The sequence below is a fragment of the Companilactobacillus futsaii JCM 17355 genome (assembly GCF_001435505.1).
Classification (GTDB): Bacteria; Bacillota; Bacilli; order Lactobacillales; family Lactobacillaceae; genus Companilactobacillus; species Companilactobacillus futsaii.
In genome coordinates, this window is the sequence record NZ_AZDO01000118.1 from 1 (window position 1) to 19,506 (window position 19,506).

17 protein-coding genes are annotated in these 19,506 nt (G+C 36.1%); 12 read left to right on the forward strand and 5 right to left on the reverse strand.

Features of this window, described 5'->3' with window-relative positions; translation table 11 throughout:
• Window positions 1-50: 50 nt before the first annotated feature.
• Complete coding sequence (locus tag FC88_RS08740) at window positions 51-584, reverse strand: GNAT family N-acetyltransferase (protein WP_057814757.1); 534 nt, start codon at window positions 582-584, stop codon at window positions 51-53.
• A 144-nt stretch (window positions 585-728) separates the two neighbouring features.
• On the opposite strand from FC88_RS08740, the gene FC88_RS08745 reads away from it, so the two are divergent.
• Complete coding sequence (locus FC88_RS08745; RefSeq protein ID WP_057814759.1) at window positions 729-2,282, forward strand: DNA/RNA helicase domain-containing protein; 1,554 nt, start codon at window positions 729-731, stop codon at window positions 2,280-2,282.
• A 110-nt stretch (window positions 2,283-2,392) separates the two neighbouring features.
• Here FC88_RS08745 and FC88_RS08750 read toward each other — a convergent pair whose 3' ends face one another.
• From FC88_RS08750 to FC88_RS08760, 3 genes are read right to left on the reverse strand one after another with little or no spacing between them, the layout of a single operon-like run.
• Complete coding sequence (locus FC88_RS08750) at window positions 2,393-4,327, reverse strand: PTS fructose transporter subunit IIABC (RefSeq protein ID WP_057814761.1); 1,935 nt, start codon at window positions 4,325-4,327, stop codon at window positions 2,393-2,395.
• Window positions 4,328-4,348: 21 nt separating this feature from the next.
• Complete coding sequence (gene pfkB / locus FC88_RS08755) at window positions 4,349-5,269, reverse strand: 1-phosphofructokinase (protein ID WP_057814763.1); 921 nt, start codon at window positions 5,267-5,269, stop codon at window positions 4,349-4,351.
• On the reverse strand, window positions 5,269-6,021 hold the full coding sequence (locus tag FC88_RS08760) for a DeoR/GlpR family DNA-binding transcription regulator (protein ID WP_057814765.1): 753 nt from the start codon (window positions 6,019-6,021) through the stop codon (window positions 5,269-5,271). Before FC88_RS08760 ends, pfkB begins: the two co-directional genes overlap by 1 nt.
• 201 nt (window positions 6,022-6,222) lie before the next feature.
• Here FC88_RS08760 and obgE point away from each other — a divergent pair, with 201 nt between their 5' ends.
• From obgE to FC88_RS08795, 7 genes are all read left to right on the forward strand, one after another.
• Complete coding sequence (gene obgE / locus FC88_RS08765; protein WP_057814767.1) at window positions 6,223-7,497, forward strand: GTPase ObgE; 1,275 nt, start codon at window positions 6,223-6,225, stop codon at window positions 7,495-7,497.
• 12 nt (window positions 7,498-7,509) lie between these two features.
• Window positions 7,510-9,435, forward strand: coding sequence for an acyltransferase family protein (locus tag FC88_RS08770; RefSeq protein ID WP_057814769.1), 1,926 nt, complete (start codon window positions 7,510-7,512; stop codon window positions 9,433-9,435).
• 13 nt (window positions 9,436-9,448) lie between these two features.
• Entirely contained in the window at window positions 9,449-10,375 is a 927-nt protein-coding gene (gene rnz / locus FC88_RS08775) for a ribonuclease Z (RefSeq protein WP_057814771.1), read from the forward strand.
• Window positions 10,376-10,393: 18 nt separating this feature from the next.
• On the forward strand, window positions 10,394-11,191 hold the full coding sequence (locus tag FC88_RS08780) for an SDR family NAD(P)-dependent oxidoreductase (protein ID WP_057814774.1): 798 nt from the start codon (window positions 10,394-10,396) through the stop codon (window positions 11,189-11,191).
• A 12-nt stretch (window positions 11,192-11,203) separates the two neighbouring features.
• On the forward strand, window positions 11,204-11,518 hold the full coding sequence (locus FC88_RS08785) for a lipopolysaccharide assembly protein LapA domain-containing protein (RefSeq protein WP_057814776.1): 315 nt from the start codon (window positions 11,204-11,206) through the stop codon (window positions 11,516-11,518).
• Between the two features lie 89 nt (window positions 11,519-11,607).
• Window positions 11,608-11,793, forward strand: coding sequence for a 50S ribosomal protein L32 (gene rpmF, locus FC88_RS08790; RefSeq protein ID WP_010019938.1), 186 nt, complete (start codon window positions 11,608-11,610; stop codon window positions 11,791-11,793).
• A gap of 60 nt (window positions 11,794-11,853) precedes the next feature.
• Complete coding sequence (locus FC88_RS08795) at window positions 11,854-12,588, forward strand: hypothetical protein (RefSeq protein ID WP_057814777.1); 735 nt, start codon at window positions 11,854-11,856, stop codon at window positions 12,586-12,588.
• A 70-nt stretch (window positions 12,589-12,658) separates the two neighbouring features.
• On the opposite strand, the gene FC88_RS08800 is transcribed toward FC88_RS08795, so the two are convergent.
• On the reverse strand, window positions 12,659-12,865 hold the full coding sequence (locus FC88_RS08800; RefSeq protein WP_010019932.1) for a YjzD family protein: 207 nt from the start codon (window positions 12,863-12,865) through the stop codon (window positions 12,659-12,661).
• A gap of 93 nt (window positions 12,866-12,958) precedes the next feature.
• On the opposite strand from FC88_RS08800, the gene dnaE reads away from it, so the two are divergent.
• The 4 genes from dnaE to FC88_RS08820 all read left to right on the forward strand — a co-directional run bounded on the left by dnaE (window position 12,959) and on the right by FC88_RS08820 (window position 19,478).
• On the forward strand, window positions 12,959-16,276 hold the full coding sequence (dnaE, locus tag FC88_RS08805; RefSeq protein WP_057814780.1) for a DNA polymerase III subunit alpha: 3,318 nt from the start codon (window positions 12,959-12,961) through the stop codon (window positions 16,274-16,276).
• Between the two features lie 99 nt (window positions 16,277-16,375).
• Complete coding sequence (pfkA, locus tag FC88_RS08810) at window positions 16,376-17,335, forward strand: 6-phosphofructokinase (protein ID WP_057814782.1); 960 nt, start codon at window positions 16,376-16,378, stop codon at window positions 17,333-17,335.
• Between the two features lie 66 nt (window positions 17,336-17,401).
• A complete protein-coding gene (gene pyk, locus FC88_RS08815; protein WP_057814784.1) occupies window positions 17,402-19,171 on the forward strand; it encodes a pyruvate kinase in 1,770 nt (589 codons plus the stop codon).
• 121 nt (window positions 19,172-19,292) lie between these two features.
• Window positions 19,293-19,478, forward strand: a complete 186-nt coding sequence (locus tag FC88_RS08820; RefSeq protein ID WP_057814786.1) for a DUF4931 domain-containing protein — start codon at window positions 19,293-19,295, stop codon at window positions 19,476-19,478.
• Window positions 19,479-19,506: the final 28 nt, after the last annotated feature.

The window sequence follows — 19,506 nt, forward strand, 5'->3', positions numbered from 1 at the left end:
GGCAAGTATGGAATGTTCCTAGAAGCTCGGTACTTTAGTGCCGATGTAGTTCACAAATTTAATTCAAAAGCCAAACGAGCGTTGTCTTCATGATTGATGGCTGGCTCGTCAACGTAGATTTTACCGCGATGAACATAACCAGAACTTTTGGCTAAAGCTTGCATACGTTTGTTCAATTGGTGAGTATCGATTCGAAAGTTTCTGATACCGTTTTGATAAGAATAACTGATTAAATTGGAAACAAAGATTTTGCCTAGATGTTGGCCAGCATAGTCAGGGTTGATTGCAATACGATGAATCGTAGCGTAAGGATCAGTATTGTTTTTCCAATGACCGTTAGTGATGTCGTGATAATTAGGGTCATCAGCCACGATTAAAGTTGCTGTTCCGGCAATCTTTCCATCGACTATCAGAAGCCAGCACTGTTGAGCTAGGATGTCATGCTTAATAGTATCGGTATCTGGATAGCCATTTTGCCATTGAGGGCTACCATCTTCTTTTAGCATGGCTTGAGCTTGACTAATGATTTTCATTATTGTTGTTAAATCTGGGACTTGGGCGCGCTTGATATAAACTGAACTCATTTATGAGCCTCCATATAAGTAAGATGATTTAATTTTATCACTTTATTTTTTATGGGAATAGACACGCTCATGTTAGAATTATGCCAGTAAGATGAGTTACTGTCGAAAAAGTAATTAGTTTCAAAACGAAAGGGACTGGCAAATATGGAAAAATTTCCAACAAGATATGTTAATTTAAGATCCTTCATGAGTGTTTTAAATAAAGAAAATCAAGAATTAATTGAATGTTATATTAACTCTTACAGTAATTCTTTCCCGAAAAAGAAAAATAGTAAACGTAATATCATGAATTTAGAAGAAATTCGTAATGCAAATTCGTTATTTGAGGAGATGGCTAGTAATCAAAAAATAACTGAAGGAAAATTGGAAGGATATATTTTGAATTATACTTTTTATTCTGGAGTTCGAGAGGAGTTTGACATACTTAGGTTTGGAAAAAAATATAATCTTAATATTGAGTTGAAAAGTAGTATTCCAGAAAAAGATATTAAAAAACAACTCATTAGTCATAAACGTTTATTAGAAATGTTGAATAAATCGGCATATCTTTTTACTTATATTTCATCCGATCAAAAGATATATCGATTAGACGAAAGTAATCAACTTGTAAGTGTTGATGTTGAAGATATAGTGGATTGTATAGAGGAAGAATGGGAAGAAAAAAATTATTTAAACGATTTGGATTTATCAGATAATATAATTTCACCATATTCAGATCCAGAGAAGTTTATCAATCATGAATACTATTTGACGACTGAACAAATGGATATAGAGAAAAAGATTTTGAATATAGACTACAAATTAATTAGTTTGGTGGGTGGACCAGGCTCAGGCAAAACGTTGTTGCTTTTTGATATGGCAAAGAAAATGACTGAAAAGAGTAAAAAAGTATTAGTTGTTCTTGGTGCCCAAATGACTGAGGACGAGTCTAAGAAACTAACTGAAATCATGAAATTTGATGTTGAGCCAATAAAAAATGTGGCTTTCGAAGAGAAAATTAATGACTATGATGTCGTTTTTTTTGATGAATCCCAAAGAATTTGGAAAGAACAATTTGAATGGATAATTTCACTGAAAAAGCCGGTTAAAATATTTGTAGGTGATCAAAGACAGACTTTTCACCAGGCAGAAAAAAACGAAAATATTCAAAAAAAATTAGTTAAATTAGGTGCAAAAGAATTCAAATTGTCCCTCAAAGTAAGAAGTAATCCAGAAATGTCATCTTTTATTCAAAAATTATTGGATGTAAGAGCAAAGAATGTCAGTCCATTTAATTATGAAAATGTGGATGCTGTTTTTTTTGACAATGTAAAAGATGCGCAAGATTTTTCATTGTACCAAGTTAGGCATAATGGCTTTCGGATAATTGAACCTACAGAATATAGAACAAAATCAACATACTCATTAAAGCGGAAGAAGCTATTTTCTTTTTCATTGGATGTACATAAAACAATTGGTAGAGAATACGATAAAGTTCTAATACCCTTAGATAATAATTTCTATTATGATAATAATGGAAAATTATCATCTAGTTATAGTGAATATTATCCATATATTGAAGGAAGTTTATTATTTGAGTCGTTGACTAGAGTGAAGAAAGAATTAACGTTAGTTGTCATCGATAATGAAAGATTATATAAAACAATTCTTGAAATACTGTCTTGGAAAATAGACACCCTTGTAAAAAATGATGAGTAATAAATTTAGTATGAGGTGTGGTTTTAAAGAAATGCAAAAAACTATTTAATTGGCACTTACTTACTCTGCCATTAAATAGTTTTTTTAGTTGAAATATCTTTTTGGGGTAGTTATTTCTTTTTAGCAGGCTTCCAAATACCATAGATGATACCTGAGATGACAGCACCGATAACAACAGCTAATAAGTAAAGCAATGGTTTATTAGCAAGTGGTGTAACGAAAATACCACCGTGAGGAGCAGGAACATTGATACCCCAAAGTTGTGTCAAACCACCACCGATTGCTGAACCGATAACACTAGATACGATAACGTGTAGTGGATCTCCGGCAGCAAATGGGATAGCACCTTCAGTAATGAATGATAAACCTAAGATATAGTTAGATAGACCAGCTTGTCTTTCTTGTTCTGTAAACTTGTCTTTCCAAAATGTTGTGGCGATAGCGATTGCTAGAGGTGGAACCATACCACCGACCATAACGGCAGCCATCAAAGCACCGTCTTGTGTAGCAGTAAAAGTACCGATAGCAAAAGTATAAGCGGCTTTGTTGAAAGGACCACCCATATCGATTGACATCATACCACCGAGCAAGGTACCCAGGATAACGGCATTACCAGTACCCATTGATTCTAGGAAGTGGGTAATTGCAGCATTTACAACAGCGAAGATTGGATCAATAGCGAAGTACATGATAGCTCCGGTCAAAAGCAGACCTAGAACTGGATAAATTAAAATTGTCTTCAAACCGGCAAGTGAATGTGGAAGATTCTTGAGCCATTTTTTAAGGAAGACAACAACCCAACCAGCAATGAAACCGGCAAGTAGACCACCGATAAATCCGGCCGGACTCTTAGAACTAACAACAGAAGCTGTAGCTTGTGAAGCCATGTAACCACCAACAAAACCAGGTAGTAGAGCAGGACGATCACCGATTGAAACGGCAATGTAAGCAGCTAGAACAGGAATCAAGAAACTAAATGCGTAGTTACCAACGTTGTTAAAGAATAAGAACCATTGTGATTTGGCACCAACGGAGTTTTCTAATAGGAATGAAATTGCCATTAGAATACCACCACCGACAACGAATGGAAGCATGTTACTGATACCATTCATTAAGTCAGCATAAATTCTTGACCAAAGTGATTTCTTTTCTTCTGATTCTTCTTCATCAGAACTTGCGCCACCTTCATCGTGGAAGACAGGAGCTTTTTGTCCAACAGCTAAGTTGATTAGTTCTTCAGCTTTGTTGATACCATCGCTAACAGGGCGGTTAACTAAATGCTTACCATCAAAACGGGGCATTTCAACCTTTTTATCAGCAGCAACGATGACACCATCAGCACGGTTGATTTCGTCAGCAGTTAAACGATGCTTAACACCTTCAGAACCGTTAGTTTCAACTTTGATATCAATACCCATTTTTTCGGCTTGTTCTTTTAGAGCGGCTTCAGCCATGTATGTATGGGCGATACCAGTAGGACAAGCTGTAACAGCGACAACATAAGGTTTCTTCTTGTCATCAGAAGCAGCTTTGGCAGCTTCTGCTTGAGCTTTTTGCTTTTCTTCGTCAGCTTTGTCCTTAGCTTCTTTTTCCTTCATAGCTTGGTCGAATAAATCTTGAACATTATCAGGAGTTTTAGCAGCTTTTAAGTTCTTAACCAATTCTGGATTGATCAAGAGTGACGAAAGGGCAGCTAAAGCTTGCAAGTGAAGATTGTCAGCACCGTCTGGAGCAGCAATCATGAAAAATAGGTATGCTGGTTGACCGTCGAGTGATTTGTAGTCGATACCGGCATTACTTTTGGCAAATAAGACAGTTGCACGCTTAACAGCTTTATCTCGAGCATGGGGCATGGCAATTCCATCACCGATACCAGTACTAGTTTGAGCTTCACGTTTTAAGATGTCAGCTTTATAAAGTTCTTTGTCGTCAATGACACCGACTTGATAGTACTTATCAACCATTTCTTCAATGGCATCCTCTTTGTTAGTAGCTTTCAAGTCCATGATCATGGCGTCTTTTAATAATAGTTGTTTCAAGTCCATTTTTAAAAGTCCCCCCTTGGATTAAAGTTCAGTAATAGTAATTTGTTGATAAACTTCGTCAATTTTTTCTTTTGTGGCGATATCTTGACTAAAGGCAGTGGCTGAACCACATGCGGCACCAATATGGAAACTTTCGATTGGATTTTTTGTATCCATGAAAGTACCAGAGAAACCAGCAATCATTGAATCACCGGCACCAACTGAATTGATAACTGTGCCTTTAGGGGCGTTGGCTTTGTATGCTTTATCTTTAGTAACTAACAAAGCACCATCACCAGCCATAGAAACTAAGGCATGCTTTGCACCTTGTTCCAATAACTTTCTAGCGTAAGTAATAATTTCTTGTTCATTTTTGAAAGTAACGTTGAATAAGTCAGCTAATTCATGGTGATTTGGTTTAACAACTAATGGATGTAGGGGCAAAGTATCTAGCAATGCCTGTCCAGTAGTATCGATGACGAATTCAGCACCATTTTTTTGAATTTTTTTAGCAATATCTAAATAAAAATCTGAATTCAAATTTTTGCAAAGGCTACCAGCCATGATAACAATGTCACCATCACCAATAGTACTTAGATTATCCATGAAGGTATTCTTTTCAGATTCACTTATTTGTGGACCAGCGCCATTGATCTCAGTTTCCTCATTTTGATTAACAGCATTGATCTTAACGTTGATACGAGTGTCTTCTTTAACTTTAGTAAAAGAAGTCTTTAGGTTGTGTTGGCTTAACAATTCTTCAAACATTGAACCGGTTGCGCCACCTACAAAACCAAGTGCAGTAGAATCAAGTTTTAATTCTTTAAGGATTCTTGAAACGTTGATTCCTTTGCCACCGGGAAGTTTAACGTCACTAGATGTTCGATTGACTTCACCAGTGTTTAAATCCTTCAATTGTAAGACGTAATCAATTGAAGGATTGACTGTAATTGTGTAAATCACTATTTTGCCTCCGTAATATTTGTATATTTGTTCAAAAGACTGAATTCCTTCTCTGATAATTTATTCGTTATTAATGGAACTTCATCTAAAGTTGCAAAACGACTAAAACTGACTTGCGAAAACTTAGAACTATCAGATAAGACAAAAGCTTGATTGGATTGGGCTATTGCTAAACGCTTGATAGCTGCTTCCTCAGGATCTGGCGTCGTATATCCAGCATCAGTTGAAAAACCATTCGTACCGATAAAGGCGTGATCAAAATGATAATTCTCCAAAGTTTGGATAATAGTCGATCCTATTAAAGCTTTTGTAGATGACTTTAATTTCCCCCCTGGGATGAACGTGTTTATTTTGTAATCGGCCAACATCGAAGCATTGTCGACACTGTTAGTAATAACTAGTAAATTAGTATGCTCAATTAAATAGGGAATCATGAATTGAATCGTTGTTCCTGAATCGAGAAAAATAACTTCATTATTTTGAACTAGACTAGCAGCCGTTTGACCAATCATTTTCTTCTCATTAATGTGAACCGCAGCTTTTTGTGAGAGAGCAGGCTCTTCATGCAATGAAATCACGTTTTGAGCGCCACCGTGAATTCGCAATAATTTGTGACAATTTTCTAAATCTTGCAAATCACGGCGCAAGGTGGATTCCGAAGCACCGGTTAATGGAATTAAATCGTGGAGTTTGACAATATTATGAATTTTTAATTGTTCAAGGATTATTTGTTGTCTTTCTTCAGTAAGCACTTTCATCACCTCGCAAATGATATAATACAACCATTATCGTTCAAAATCAATCATAAATTATCAAAAACTTCCAAAAACGTTCAAAAAAATTAATAGCTCTGAAAAAGTACTAGACAATCAATTGCAGTTCAAAGTATTATGAAGTCTGTTTTTGTGCTAAAATTTAGAAATGATAATTATAGTTTAGAAAGGGGGATTTTAATGTTTGTAGATAACGTTAAAATCACCGTTAGATCCGGAAAGGGTGGCGACGGGGCAGTAGCTTTTCGTCATGAGAAATATGTTCCACTCGGTGGACCTTCCGGCGGTGATGGTGGTCGCGGTGGCGATATCATCCTAAGGGCCAATGAAGGTATGAATACTTTAATGGACTTTAGATACAAGAGAATTTTTAAAGCTCAACCTGGTCAAAATGGTCAAATTAAAGGAATGTACGGTCATAAGGCTGATCCAGTTTATATCAATGTACCAACAGGTACTTCAGTATATGATGTAGAATCTGGTCGTTTGATCGGTGACTTAATAGAAAATAACCAAGAATTAGTAGTAGCAAAGGGTGGCGACGGTGGTCGTGGAAATATTCACTTTGCCAATTCCAAGAATCAAGCTCCAGAAGTAGCTGAAAATGGTGAACCTGGTCAAGAAAAAGTCATTAAGTTGGAATTGAAATTGATTGCTGATGTTGGTTTAGTTGGTTTTCCATCAGTTGGTAAATCGACACTTCTATCAGTTTCAACTTCTGCTAAGCCTAAGATTGCGGCTTATCACTTTACGACTTTGTCACCAAATCTCGGTATGGTTCGTTTAGAATCTGGTCGCGATTTTGTTATTGCTGATTTGCCAGGTTTGATCGAAGGTGCTTCAAATGGCGTGGGATTGGGTATCCAATTCTTGCGTCACGTTGAACGTACAAGAGTTATTTTGCATTTAGTCGATATGGATCCTAACAATGGTCGTGATCCTTACGAAGATTATTTGGCAATCAGAAAAGAATTAGGTAACTATGATGAGAATGTTTTGAAGCGTCCAGAAGTTATCGTGCCAACTAAGCTGGATATTTCAGGCTCAGAAGAACGATTAGCTGAGTTCAAAGAGAAATTACCAGAAGATGCTGATATTTTTCCAATTTCAAGTATTCAACACACTGGTGTGAAAGCTCTGATGAATCATACTAGTGAGGTCTTATCTAAGGCAGAACCAATTCACTTTGATGTTCAGGAAGATGAGACTAAAGAATACAACTATGAACCAGAGAAAAAAGCATTCACGATTGAAAAAGATGGTGAACACAGTTTCGTTGTTAAAGGTGCTAAAGTTGAATTACTTCTTCAAAGAACTAACTTGGATCACCAAGATGGAATTATGCGTTTTGCTAGACAACTTAAGTCTATGGGTATTGAAGATGCATTAATTGATGCAGGAGCTGAATCTGGAGATTCAGTAACAATTCTCGATTTCACTTTTGAATTTATTTAGGGGCAATAAAAAATGAATAAATCACCGAAAAGAAGATTTATTACTGGATTTGATGGACTACGTACTTTAGGGGTTATTGGTGTTATCATGTATCACTTAAATCCCAATATTTTTTCCGGCGGGTATTTGGGAGTACCAATTTTCTTCCTTATATCGGGTTACTTAATCACAGATCATTATTTTAATACTGTTGATTATGGTGGTTCATTCTCGTTAAGTAATTTTTATACTAAAAGAATTAAAAGATTATATCCCGGGATGTTGTTTGTATTACTAGCATCTGGGGCTTATATCGTACTGTTTTTAAAAGATTTACTGTATCATTTGGACCAAATTTTTGTGACAAACGTATTGAATGTCTACAACTGGTGGCAAATTTTTAATGGGCAATCATATTTTGAAAGATTTGCTAATAATGAATCGCCTTTTACTCATTTGTGGACACTATCGATTGAAGGTCAATTTTATATTGTTTGGCCAATTTTACTTATTTTATTTACTAAGTATGGTGTGAAAAAGAGCCGCATTTTTGGATTTTCAATGATCCTTTCGATTGCTTCAGCAATTTGGATGGCCATCTTATTTAAGCCAGGTGTAGATCCAAGTAGAATTTATTATGGAACTGATACTAGATTGTTCTCGATTCTTCTAGGTTGTGGACTTGCTTTAATTTGGCCAGCTGAAAAACTGAAGAGTGGGTTGAAGAAAAACGACAAGTTGAAGTTGAATTTAGTGGGATTGTTGTCATTTGCGTTGATGTTATTGATGATTTTTACCATTAAAGATAATGATCCATTCTTATATCGTGGTGGGATGTTCATTTTCTCAGTCACGACATGTATCTTTATCGCGGTCGTTGCACACCCAGATTCATTCTGGAATGGTGTCTTATCAAACCGTGTTTTCCATTATGTAGGTACTAGAAGTTACGGTCTTTACTTGTATCAATTTCCAGTGATGATCTTCTTTGAATCAAAATTCAAGAACATTGCTGATCATCCGATTCTTTATCCAGTTATTGAAGTTATTTTGATTGTCTTAGTAACTGAATTTTCATTTAGATTCGTTGAACAACCTTTAGCACATGCTAAATGGAAAGATGTTAAAAACTTCTTCCGTTCTTCAACTAGTGTTCAAAGAGTTTTAGCTTTAGTTATCGCTGTTATCAGTATGACAGGTTGTTACAGTGTGGTAAAAGCTGTTAGCGCACCTAATCCTAATGTTAATCACAGTGAATTGGCTACTAAGATCACTAAAAATGAAAAGGCTAATAAAGCTAAGAAGCAAAAGGCTATCGAAAACTTGAAGAAGTCAAAGAATAAGCAAGATGCTACTGGTAAGATGTCTGATGCTGATTATGCTCGTTATAAAAAGGCCGCTAAGTCTAACCCAATCAATACTGAATTTGAAAAGTATGGTTTGACACAAATTGATCTGCAAAGATTAAAAGATGTACCAATGACTGCGGTTGGTGATTCTGTTATGGCCGATGGGTCCGATAACTTCTTGAAATTGTTTGATGACAAGAAAGTTATTGTTGATGCTGCTGTCAGCCGTCAATTGGATCCAAGTATTGATATTTTGCAAAAATACAAGGATCAAGGAGTTTTGGCATCTAACGTCATGATTGGTTTAGGAACTAATGGACCATTCAATATCCAACAAGTTGGTCAGATCATGGACCTAGTTGGACCTAAGCGTCATGTCTTCTGGATCAATGTTCACGTTCCAACTAGACCTTGGGAAAAGACAGTTAATGGTGTCTTAGACGAAGCAACGAAGAAATATAAGAACTTGACGGTCATCGATTGGAATGGTTATTCAGATGGTCATACGGATTGGTTCTACGATGATAATGTTCATCCAAATCCTGAAGGTTCAATGTATTACTCTGCTTTTGTCGCAAAAGAGATTTTGAAATCATTAGATAAAAAATAGATAGGATTTTTTTATGGAATTAGAATTTTTAGGAACTGGTGCCGGAGTTCCATCAAAGGGCCGCAATGTTTCTAGTACGGCATTAAAAATGTTGGACGAACGAAATGAGGTTTGGCTTTTTGACGTTGGCGAGGCTACACAGCATCAAATATTAAAAACAACGATCAAGCCGAGAAAGATTACTAAGATTTTCATCACCCATTTACACGGTGACCATATCTTTGGTCTTCCTGGATTACTGTCTAGTCGTGCCAATCAAGGCGGCAATTCTCCATTGGAGATTTATGGTCCAGTGGGAATTAAAGAATATGTTGAAACGTCTTTGAAAGTTACTGGCAGTAAATTAGGCTATCAAATTAAATATATCGAATTAAAAGATGGCGGTGAAATATTTAACGATAAGACTTTCACTGTCTATGCTGGAAAATTAAAGCATCGAGTAACTTGTTTTGGTTATCGTGTAGTTGAAAAACCACGTGTCGGTGAGTTACTAGTTGATAAATTGGCTCCGTATCATATTCCTAATGGACCAATTTTTGGTCAGTTAAAAGCAGGTAAGGAAGTAACATTAGCTGACGGTACGGTCTTAAACGGGCAAGATTTTATTGGACCAGATAAGCCAAGCAAGATTGTGACAATTATTTCTGACACACGTTATACGCCAGAGATTGACAAATTATCACAAGATGCTGACGTAATCGTGCACGAATCAACTTTCTCTAATGATGAGAAAAAATTAGCTTATAATTATTTCCATTCCACGGCTACGCAGGCTGCTCAAGTCGCAAAGAGAAGTCACGCTAAGGGCTTGATTTTGACGCATATCTCTGCTAGATATACTGGTAGAGGGGCTTTGATCTTGCAAAAAGAAGCTCAAAAAATCTTTAAACCTACCAAAGTGGCTAAAGATTTCGATATTTACGAAGTACCGTTTAATTAATTAGAAAAGAGGATGAGTATGGTTAACTTATTGAATCAGACGATTGTCGTAACTGGTGCATCTTCTGGAATTGGTAAAGATGTAGCAGTTAATGCTGCTAAATGTGGTGGCAATGTGATTTTGATTGCTCGTAATGAAGAAAAGCTATTACAAGTGAAAAATGAGTGTATCCGCGTCGGTGCTGAAAGTGCACAACATGAATACTTAAGCATTGATATGAGTGATTCAGATCAAATCAGTTCTGGAGTTGAGAAAATCTTTGAATTAACTGATAGTGTGGACGTTTTAGTTAATGCTGCAGGTTTTGGGGATTTCTCGAATTATATGGAAACTGATTTCGGTAAGATTGAAAAGATGTTTCGTGTCAACGTTTTAGGTTTGATGTTGATGACTCGTTTAGTGGCTTCACATATGATTGATCAAGGAATTGGTCATATCTTCAATGTCGGCTCAATGGCAGGAAAAATCACAACTCCTAAGTCCGCAGCCTATGCTGCTACTAAAGCGGCTGTAATTGCTTTCTCTGATGGTTTGAGACTAGAGTTGAAACCATTTGGAATTTATGTTACAACTATAAACCCCGGGCCGGTTAAGACTAATTTCTTCAATGTCGCCGATCATTCAGGTAATTATCTAGATTCAGTGAAGTATTTTGTCCTTGATCCTGATCAGCTAGCTTGGGAGATCGTTAATACTTTTGGTAGAAATAAGCGTGAGATCAATCGTCCACGTTATATGGAATTAGCAGCTGTGCTTTATAAACTGGCACCAAGTTTAGGCGATTATTTTGCTGCTACACTTGGTAACCGTAAATAGGGGAGGATTCATATGAACGGTAAACAATCTAGATTTGTTATTGGTTTGATTATTGCTTTGATCGTTGTGATTTTTGCAGTTTTAAATGTCGATCCTGTTACCGTAAGTTTTGGATTTACAAGAGTTAAATTACCATTGATTATTTTGATTATTGTTTCTTTACTATTAGGTGCCGTGATTACTATGCTCTTAGCAAGTTCTGGTAAAAAGAAAGATGATGATTTAAATCGTCATGCAAAGAAGCAAATTTCCAAAGTTCAAGTGTCACATGACAATCAAATTGCCGATGCATTAAAGGAAAATAATACAAAAAAGCAAACAAAATAGTATTTTTGCTTGCTCAAACGATTTTATGATAGTATCATATTAAACGTTAGATTTGATTGAGTTAATATAAATAAAGGAGTTTTTTAAATATGGCAGTTCCAAAGAGAAAATCATCAAAACAAAGAAAGCGCCAAAGACGCGCACATCTTAAATTAGATACACCAAACATGCAATTCGACGTTGCTACTGGTGAATATCGTTTAAGTCACCACGTATCACCATCAGGTATGTACAAGGGTGAAAAAGTTATCAACAACGATAGCAAAGAAGCTTAATGAAAAAGTCAAGTTGAACTTGGCTTTTTTTTATATAGATTTAAATGATGAGGTATGACTATGAAAAAACTGAAATACGTCTTATTAATGGTTATTCCGCTATTCTTTTTACTATTGACTGGTTGTTCCAAGTTAAGCCTCTCGACTACGAAAAAAGAATACAGTCCAGATGGGTTAGTGGCTATTATTAAGGGTAAGGCTACTAATTATCAAAAACTTACTTATACAGTAGCGGGTAAAACTAAAAAAGTTGCCGTCGATGGGGGACATTTTGCTATTTCTGTTCCTGTTTCTGATAAGAATCAGAATGTGCGCATCAAAGCGATTAACGATGATAAAACTGAAACTAGTTTGGTCAAAGTAAAAAAGGCAACACCTTTGAAAAACTATTTAGAATTTGCACAAGCATATAATTATACGATGCTATCAACTGGGCAAGCTGATGATCAATTGCAATTGATTTCCGAAAATGGGATTTCTACACATAAAAAGGCTGATGGAACTAAGTGGTATCTAAATGTTCAGAACAATCAATTAATGGGAGTTGCAACACAATTTCCTTATAAAGATTTGAAGTCTAAAACTGGTCAAAAAAACTTTGCGACTGACTTAATGATCGTTTCTAAACTACTTGGTGCTGATGGTCAAAAAGTTTTGAAGGATTTTGCTAAGCAAACTAAAAATGCTGATAAAAATTCAACTAAAACCTCAATAGATCCTATAAAGTCCAATGGAATCAATTTCAATATTAATTTAGCTACTAAAGGTTTTTATCTTTACATTACTAAATATTAAAAAGGAGCCTCGTTAGAATATTCTAGCGAAACTCCTTTTTTAAATAAAAAAAACGCCTAATCTAGTTGGATTAAGCGTTCTTTTCATTATTAGACTCTTTAACAGAGCTATCAAGAATCAATGGAATTACACTGAAAATGATAGCAAAGACTATACTAACAATAATAGAATAGTTTGTGTTATATGTCTGTTGGTTCAAAGCACCACCGATAAAACCGGCAACTTGTCCCAGCATGATAGACCAGAAAATTACAGCAATGTATCTCATTTCTTCCATCTCACTTTCTCAAGTAGTTTAGCACATTTAAGGATTTTTCCCAATAAACTTTCACTTGCTTTTGATATAATTTTAAACAAAGGGGGCGACAAATTGCAAGCACAACTGCAAATGATGAGTAGTTTTAGTTTACTGCATAGTCCCGCAAAATTGACGGAATTGATCGATCAAAGTAAGGCCCGTGGTTATACAGCGATTGCTTTGACTGATTTAAATAATTTATACGGTTCAATTGATTTTTATAAATATGCCAAAAAAATCGATATAAAACCAATTATAGGTTTAACAATCGAAATAGCTGGGATTATTGAAACTGATAATACTTATCCATTATTGCTTTTAGCTAAAAATGATAAAGGTTATAAAAATTTAATAAAGATTTCATCAAGGATAATGTCTTCAAAAGAGCCAGTTCAAATAAATGAGCTAAGAGACGTTTTGGAAGGCCTCTTTGTAATTACACCGGCCAGTGATGCGGAGATTCTTAAAACTGATTTGTCGGCTTATTTTACGCAATTGAAAGCTCTGATTGATGTAGATGATTTGTACTTAGGTATTAGTTTGTATCCTGGACAAATTGAAAATGTCAAAACAATTCGAAAAATTGCCACTGATTACCATATTCCTTTGGTAGCTTTAGGAGATGTTCGTTATGTCAATCAAGATGATCATTTGGCATATCAAGTAGTTAATAATTTGCGAACGGGACAACGATTTGAAAGTTTGGATCAAGTGGTTGTTAATGGTGATCATTACTTACGTGATTATCGAATTTTTGCCAATGATTTTAAAAATGTTGACCTGCAAGTAGCAATCGATAATGCCAATTTAATAGCTGAAAAATGTAATGTTGAAATTGAATTTAAGGAGACAGAACTACCTGAATTTCAAACTCCTCAAGGGATCACCTCTGTTCAATTTTTGCGTGATTTAACTAACAAAGGATTGAAAAAGCGTCTAGGAACAGTCCCAGATAATTATTTGCAACGCTTAAATTATGAGTTAGGCGTAATTGACAAGATGGGATTTTCAGATTACTTCTTGATTGTTTGGGATGTCATTAAACATGCTCATGTGGTTGGGATTAAAACAGGACCTGGACGAGGATCAGCCGCCGGATCTTTAGTTTCATATTGTTTAGGGATTACTCAAGTAGATCCTATTAAGTATGACTTACTATTTGAACGTTTTTTGAATCCACAACGAGTAAATATGCCTGATATCGATTTAGATTTACCAGATGATCGTCGTGATGAGATGGTCATGTACATGCATGATAAGTATGGATCAGATCATATGGCCCAAATCATTACTTTTGGAACGTTAGCTGCGAAGATGGCCTTAAGAGATATTTCGCGAACCTTTAGTCAAACACAATTTCAAATGTCACAGTGGTCTAATGCAATTCCACATAAGTTAAATATTTCTCTAAAAGAATCTTTTGAAGAGTCTAGCACCTTACGTAATTTGGTTGATAACTCGAAAGAAAATCAGTTGATTTTTAAGGTCGCACAAAGAATTGAAGGCATACCTAGACATTATTCGACCCATGCTGCCGGAATAGTGTTGAGTAAAAAACCAATGACTGACATTGTGGCAGTGCAATTGGAAGATGATGGTATCAATTTAACACAGCAGACGAAATATAACGTTGAAAGCGTTGGTTTGTTAAAAATGGATTTTTTGGGTTTAAAGAATTTAACGATCCTAGATAAATCCGTACAAGCTATTTCCAAACGATATAAAAAAGAATTTGTTCCAGAAAAGATACCATTGAACGATCAAAAAACCCTTCAAATCTTTCAACGTGGAGCAACAGATGGGGTTTTTCAATTCGAATCTGACGGTATCAGAAGTGTTTTGCGTCGGTTAGTTCCAACTAGTTTTGATGATATCGTAGCGACAAATGCTTTGTATCGTCCAGGTCCTATGCAAAATATCTCAACTTTTATTGCTAGAAAGCATGGACAAGAACCAGTTACTTATCCGGATAATTCGCTTGAAAAGATTTTGAAGCCGACTTATGGAATTTTGGTTTACCAAGAACAAGTTATGCAAGCATCTTCAGAAATGGCCAATTTTTCTTTGGCAGATGCCGATATTTTACGTCGAGCTATTAGTAAGAAAAATGAACAATTGATTGAAGAAAATCGTCAAAAATTTATCGATGGGGCAGTCTCGCAAGGTCATGAGAAAGAATCAGCTCAAAAAGTCTATCAATATATTGAGAAATTTGGTAATTATGGTTTCAATAAGTCCCATGCGGTAGCTTATTCGATGATTGCTTTTTGGCTCGCCTATATTAAAGTACATTTTCCTGATATCTTCTTTGCCTGTCTGTTAAATTCTAATTTAAACAATGAGACTAAAGTCTCAAAGTATATCCAGGATGCCAAAGATTTACATGTCAAGATCCTCAATGTCGACATCAACCAGAGTCAATATGAGTTTAGTGATTCTAAAGAGGGTATACGATTTGGACTTTTGAGTATTAAAGGGATGAGACGAGATTTAGCCACAGATATTATCAATGAACGTGATAAAAATGGTGAGTTTACTAGTCCTTTAAATTTCTTACAACGTTTGGATCGTCGATTTGTTAAAAATGATTATTTGGAACCAATGATTTTGTCAGGTGCTTTTGATGAATTTAATCGGAATCGTAAAGAATTACTTTACGATTTTCGAGATTTAGTTGAAAGTATCCAATTAGCTGGTAGTAATTTGTCATTGTTTGATGTGCTTGATCCTAAAAAACATCAAGTCGATGATTTTTCACTGACGGAACGCCTAAATCAAGAAAAAGAATACTTAGGCGTTTATGTTTCAGGGCATCCAGTTGAAAAATATCGAAAGCGAATTCTTAATCTGCCATTGGTGAAAATTTCAGAGTTACATCAAACTCAAAATCCAATCAATGTCTTAGGTTTAGTCAAGAACTTGCGAGTGATTCGTACAAAAAAAGGTCAAAGAATGTGTTTTATGACGATTGAGGATGAGACTGGATCGGTTTCTGTAACAGTATTTCCTAGATTATTTCAACAAATCGAAGAAATGGATTTGGATGGAAAAATCTTTGTTTTCGTTGGTCGTGGCAATGTTGGTCAACGCGGTGACTTAGAATTGATTGCAGATAGATTAAACGATCCTAAACAATTTACTATCCAATTACCGGCTGAAAAATTGTATTTGCGTGTGACTAAGCAAATGGATATGCCACAGAATTTAGAAAAATTGTATGAAATAATTGCTGGTTCTAAAGGGAAAATGCCGGTTATCATCTACCGAGAGAAAACTCGTCAAGCATTACTCTTGAAATCTAATCATTGGATAGACTTTAATAGTAACGTGCGGAATAAGTTGGAAATGTTCCTGGGTAAACGGAGCGTTTTTGTGAAAAAAAGCAATTAATTTATCTTAAAACGTTTTCAGCTCTACAACTTAATCAGCAAAAATGTTATATTTGATTAGGTTTTGTTTTAGAAACAAATAATTTTGGAGTGTGAACAAATGAAGCGTATTGGTATTTTAACTAGTGGTGGCGACGCCCCTGGTATGAACGCTGCTATCAGAGCAGTCACACGTAGAGCCATTGACAAAGGGCTTGAAGTGTTTGGTATCAATTATGGATACGCTGGTCTTGTTGCGGGAGATATCTTCCCACTAACAAGCGCTGACGTTTCTGACCGTATTCAACGTGGTGGTACATTCTTGTATTCTGCAAGATATCCTGAATTTGCTAACGTAGAAGGTCAACTCAAGGGTATTGAGCAATTGAAGAAATTCGGAATTGACGCATTAGTTGTTATTGGTGGCGATGGTTCTTACCATGGTGCATTGCGTTTAACTGAACATGGTTACAACACAATCGGTCTACCGGGAACAATTGATAACGATATTCCATTCACTGACTTTACAATCGGTTTCGATACAGCTGTTTCTACTGCTGTTGACGCTATTGATAAGTTACATGATACTGCCAGCTCTCATGAAAGAACATTTATTGTTGAAGTAATGGGAAGAGGCGCAGGTGACGTTGCCCTTTGGGCTGGTGTTGCCGGCGGTGCTCAAAAGATCATCGTTCCAGAACGTGACTTCGATATTGCAGAGATTGCAGAAGAAGTTAAAAAAGGTCGTCAAAATGGCAATAAGAATATGATTATTGTCTTGGCCGAAGGTGTTATGCACGCTGACGAATTCAAGAAAGAATTAGACAAGTATGGTGACTTTGATTCACGTGCAACTGTCTTAGGACATGTTCAACGTGGTGGTTCACCAACTGCAAGAGATCGTGTCTTAGCAAGTAAGATGGGTGCTCACGCGGTTGATTTGCTTCTTGACGGCAAGGGTGGTCTTGCTGTTGGTATCGAAGATAACAAGATTACTTCACATGATATTCTTGACCTATTCGATAGCAAGCATAAGCCTGATTTATCACTTTATGACTTAAACGAATCTATTAGCAGATAAGTTAAGCATTAAGTGAATGAATTTGTTACAATAAACGATGAATACAACAAGAAAAGGGGATTCTCGATGAAAAGAACTAAAATTGTAAGTACACTTGGACCTGCTAGTAACGATGTCGACACAATCGTTAAATTGATTGAAGCCGGAGCTAACATCTTCCGTTTCAACTTCTCACATGGTGACCATCCAGAACACAAAGCTCGTATGGAAATGGTACACGAAGCTGAAAAAATTACTGGTAAGACTGTAGGTATCGTTCTAGATACTAAGGGTGCTGAAATCCGTACAACTGTTCAAGAAGGCGGCAAGTTCGAAGCTAAGATTGGTCAAACAATCCGTATCTCAATGGATGATTCATTGACAGGTACACCAGAAAAGATTGCTTCAACATATCCTGGTCTATACGATGATACACATGTTGGTGGTCACGTATTGATCGATGATGGTCTTGTTGATTTGAAGATCACTGAAAAAGATGACAAGAACCGTGAATTGGTTACAGTTGTACAAAACGAAGGTATGATCGGCTCAAGAAAGAGTATCAATGCTCCTGGTGTTGAAGTTCGTCTACCTGGTATCACAGAAAAAGATTCAGACGATATTCGTTTCGGTCTTGATCAAGGTATCAACTTCATCTCAGCTTCATTCGTTCGTAAAGCTCAAGATGTCCTAGATATTCGTGAAATCCTTGAAGAAAAACACTGTGAATACGTACAAATCTTCCCTAAGATTGAATCACAAGAAGGTATCGACAACATCGATTCTATTCTTAAAGTTTCAGATGGTTTGATGATTGCTCGTGGTGACATGGGTGTTGAAATTCCATTTGAAAACGTACCATTCGTACAAAAATCATTGATCAAGAAGTGTAACGCTTTAGGTAAACCAGTTATCACTGCTACACAAATGCTTGATTCAATGCAAGAAAACCCACGTCCTACACGTGCCGAAGTTACTGATGTTGCTAACTCTGTTCTTGATGGTACAGATGCTACAATGCTTTCAGGTGAAAGTGCTAACGGTGACTACCCTGTAGAAGCTGTTGCTGCTATGGCTCGTATCGACGAACGTACAGAACAACAATTAGACAAGACTAATTCACTTGCTATTCAAAGATTCGAAGACTACAAAGGTTCAAACGTTACAGAATCAATCGGTGAATCAGTTGTTAGAACTGCTGAAGAACTAAACATCAATACAATCGTTACAGCTACAAAGAGTGGTTACACTGCACGTATGATTTCTAAATACCGTCCAAGTGCTAACATTCTTGCTGTTACATTTGATGAAAAGACACAACGTGGTTTGACAGTTAACTGGGGTGTTGATCCTATTATTGCTGACAAGCCAGAAAACACTGATGAAATGTTTGACTTAGCTGCTAAGAAAGCTCAAGAACGTGGCTTTGCCAAGGAAGGTGACTTGATTCTTATCGTTGCCGGTGTTCCTGTTGGTGAAAGTGGTACAACAAACGTTATGAAGGTTCAATTGATCGGTTCAACATTGGTTAAAGGCCAAGGTGTTGGTGAAGAATCAGTTGTTGGTAACGTTGTAGTTGCTCACAATGCTGAAGAAGCAAACAAGAAGATCAACGAAGGTGACGTATTAGTTACAGAAATGACTGATAAAGATTACCTACCAGCTCTTGAAAAGGCTAGTGCCGTTGTTGTTGAAAACGGTGGTTTGACTTCACATGCTGCTGTTGTTGGTATTGCTATGGGTCTACCTGTAGTTGTTGGTGCTAAGAATGCTACATCACTTGTTAAAGATGGTGACACTGTTACTGTTGATTCAAGACGTGGTGTTGTATACAAGGGTGCTTCACGTTCACTATAATTTTTAAATAAAATTATAATTAACTAAAATATAAATTGACTGAAAGAGACTGACGAGTTTCTTTCAGTTTTTTTGTGTTTGCGTTAATATCATAGTATTAAAGAATTTTTGAGGTGGAAGATTGTCAAATAAAGATGTACTTGTTTTTGAAATTGAACAAGCTAAAGGAAAACCTAGAGATGTTGAGAAGAAAAAGAAGAAGGATTATTGTCCCTTCTGCGATACCAAGAATTTAACCAATATCATTGAACAAAAAAATGACATGATTTGGTTGGAAAATAAATCGCAAATTGCAAGAACAAGTTAGCCACTTTGGAAAAATAAAGAAAAGTTAA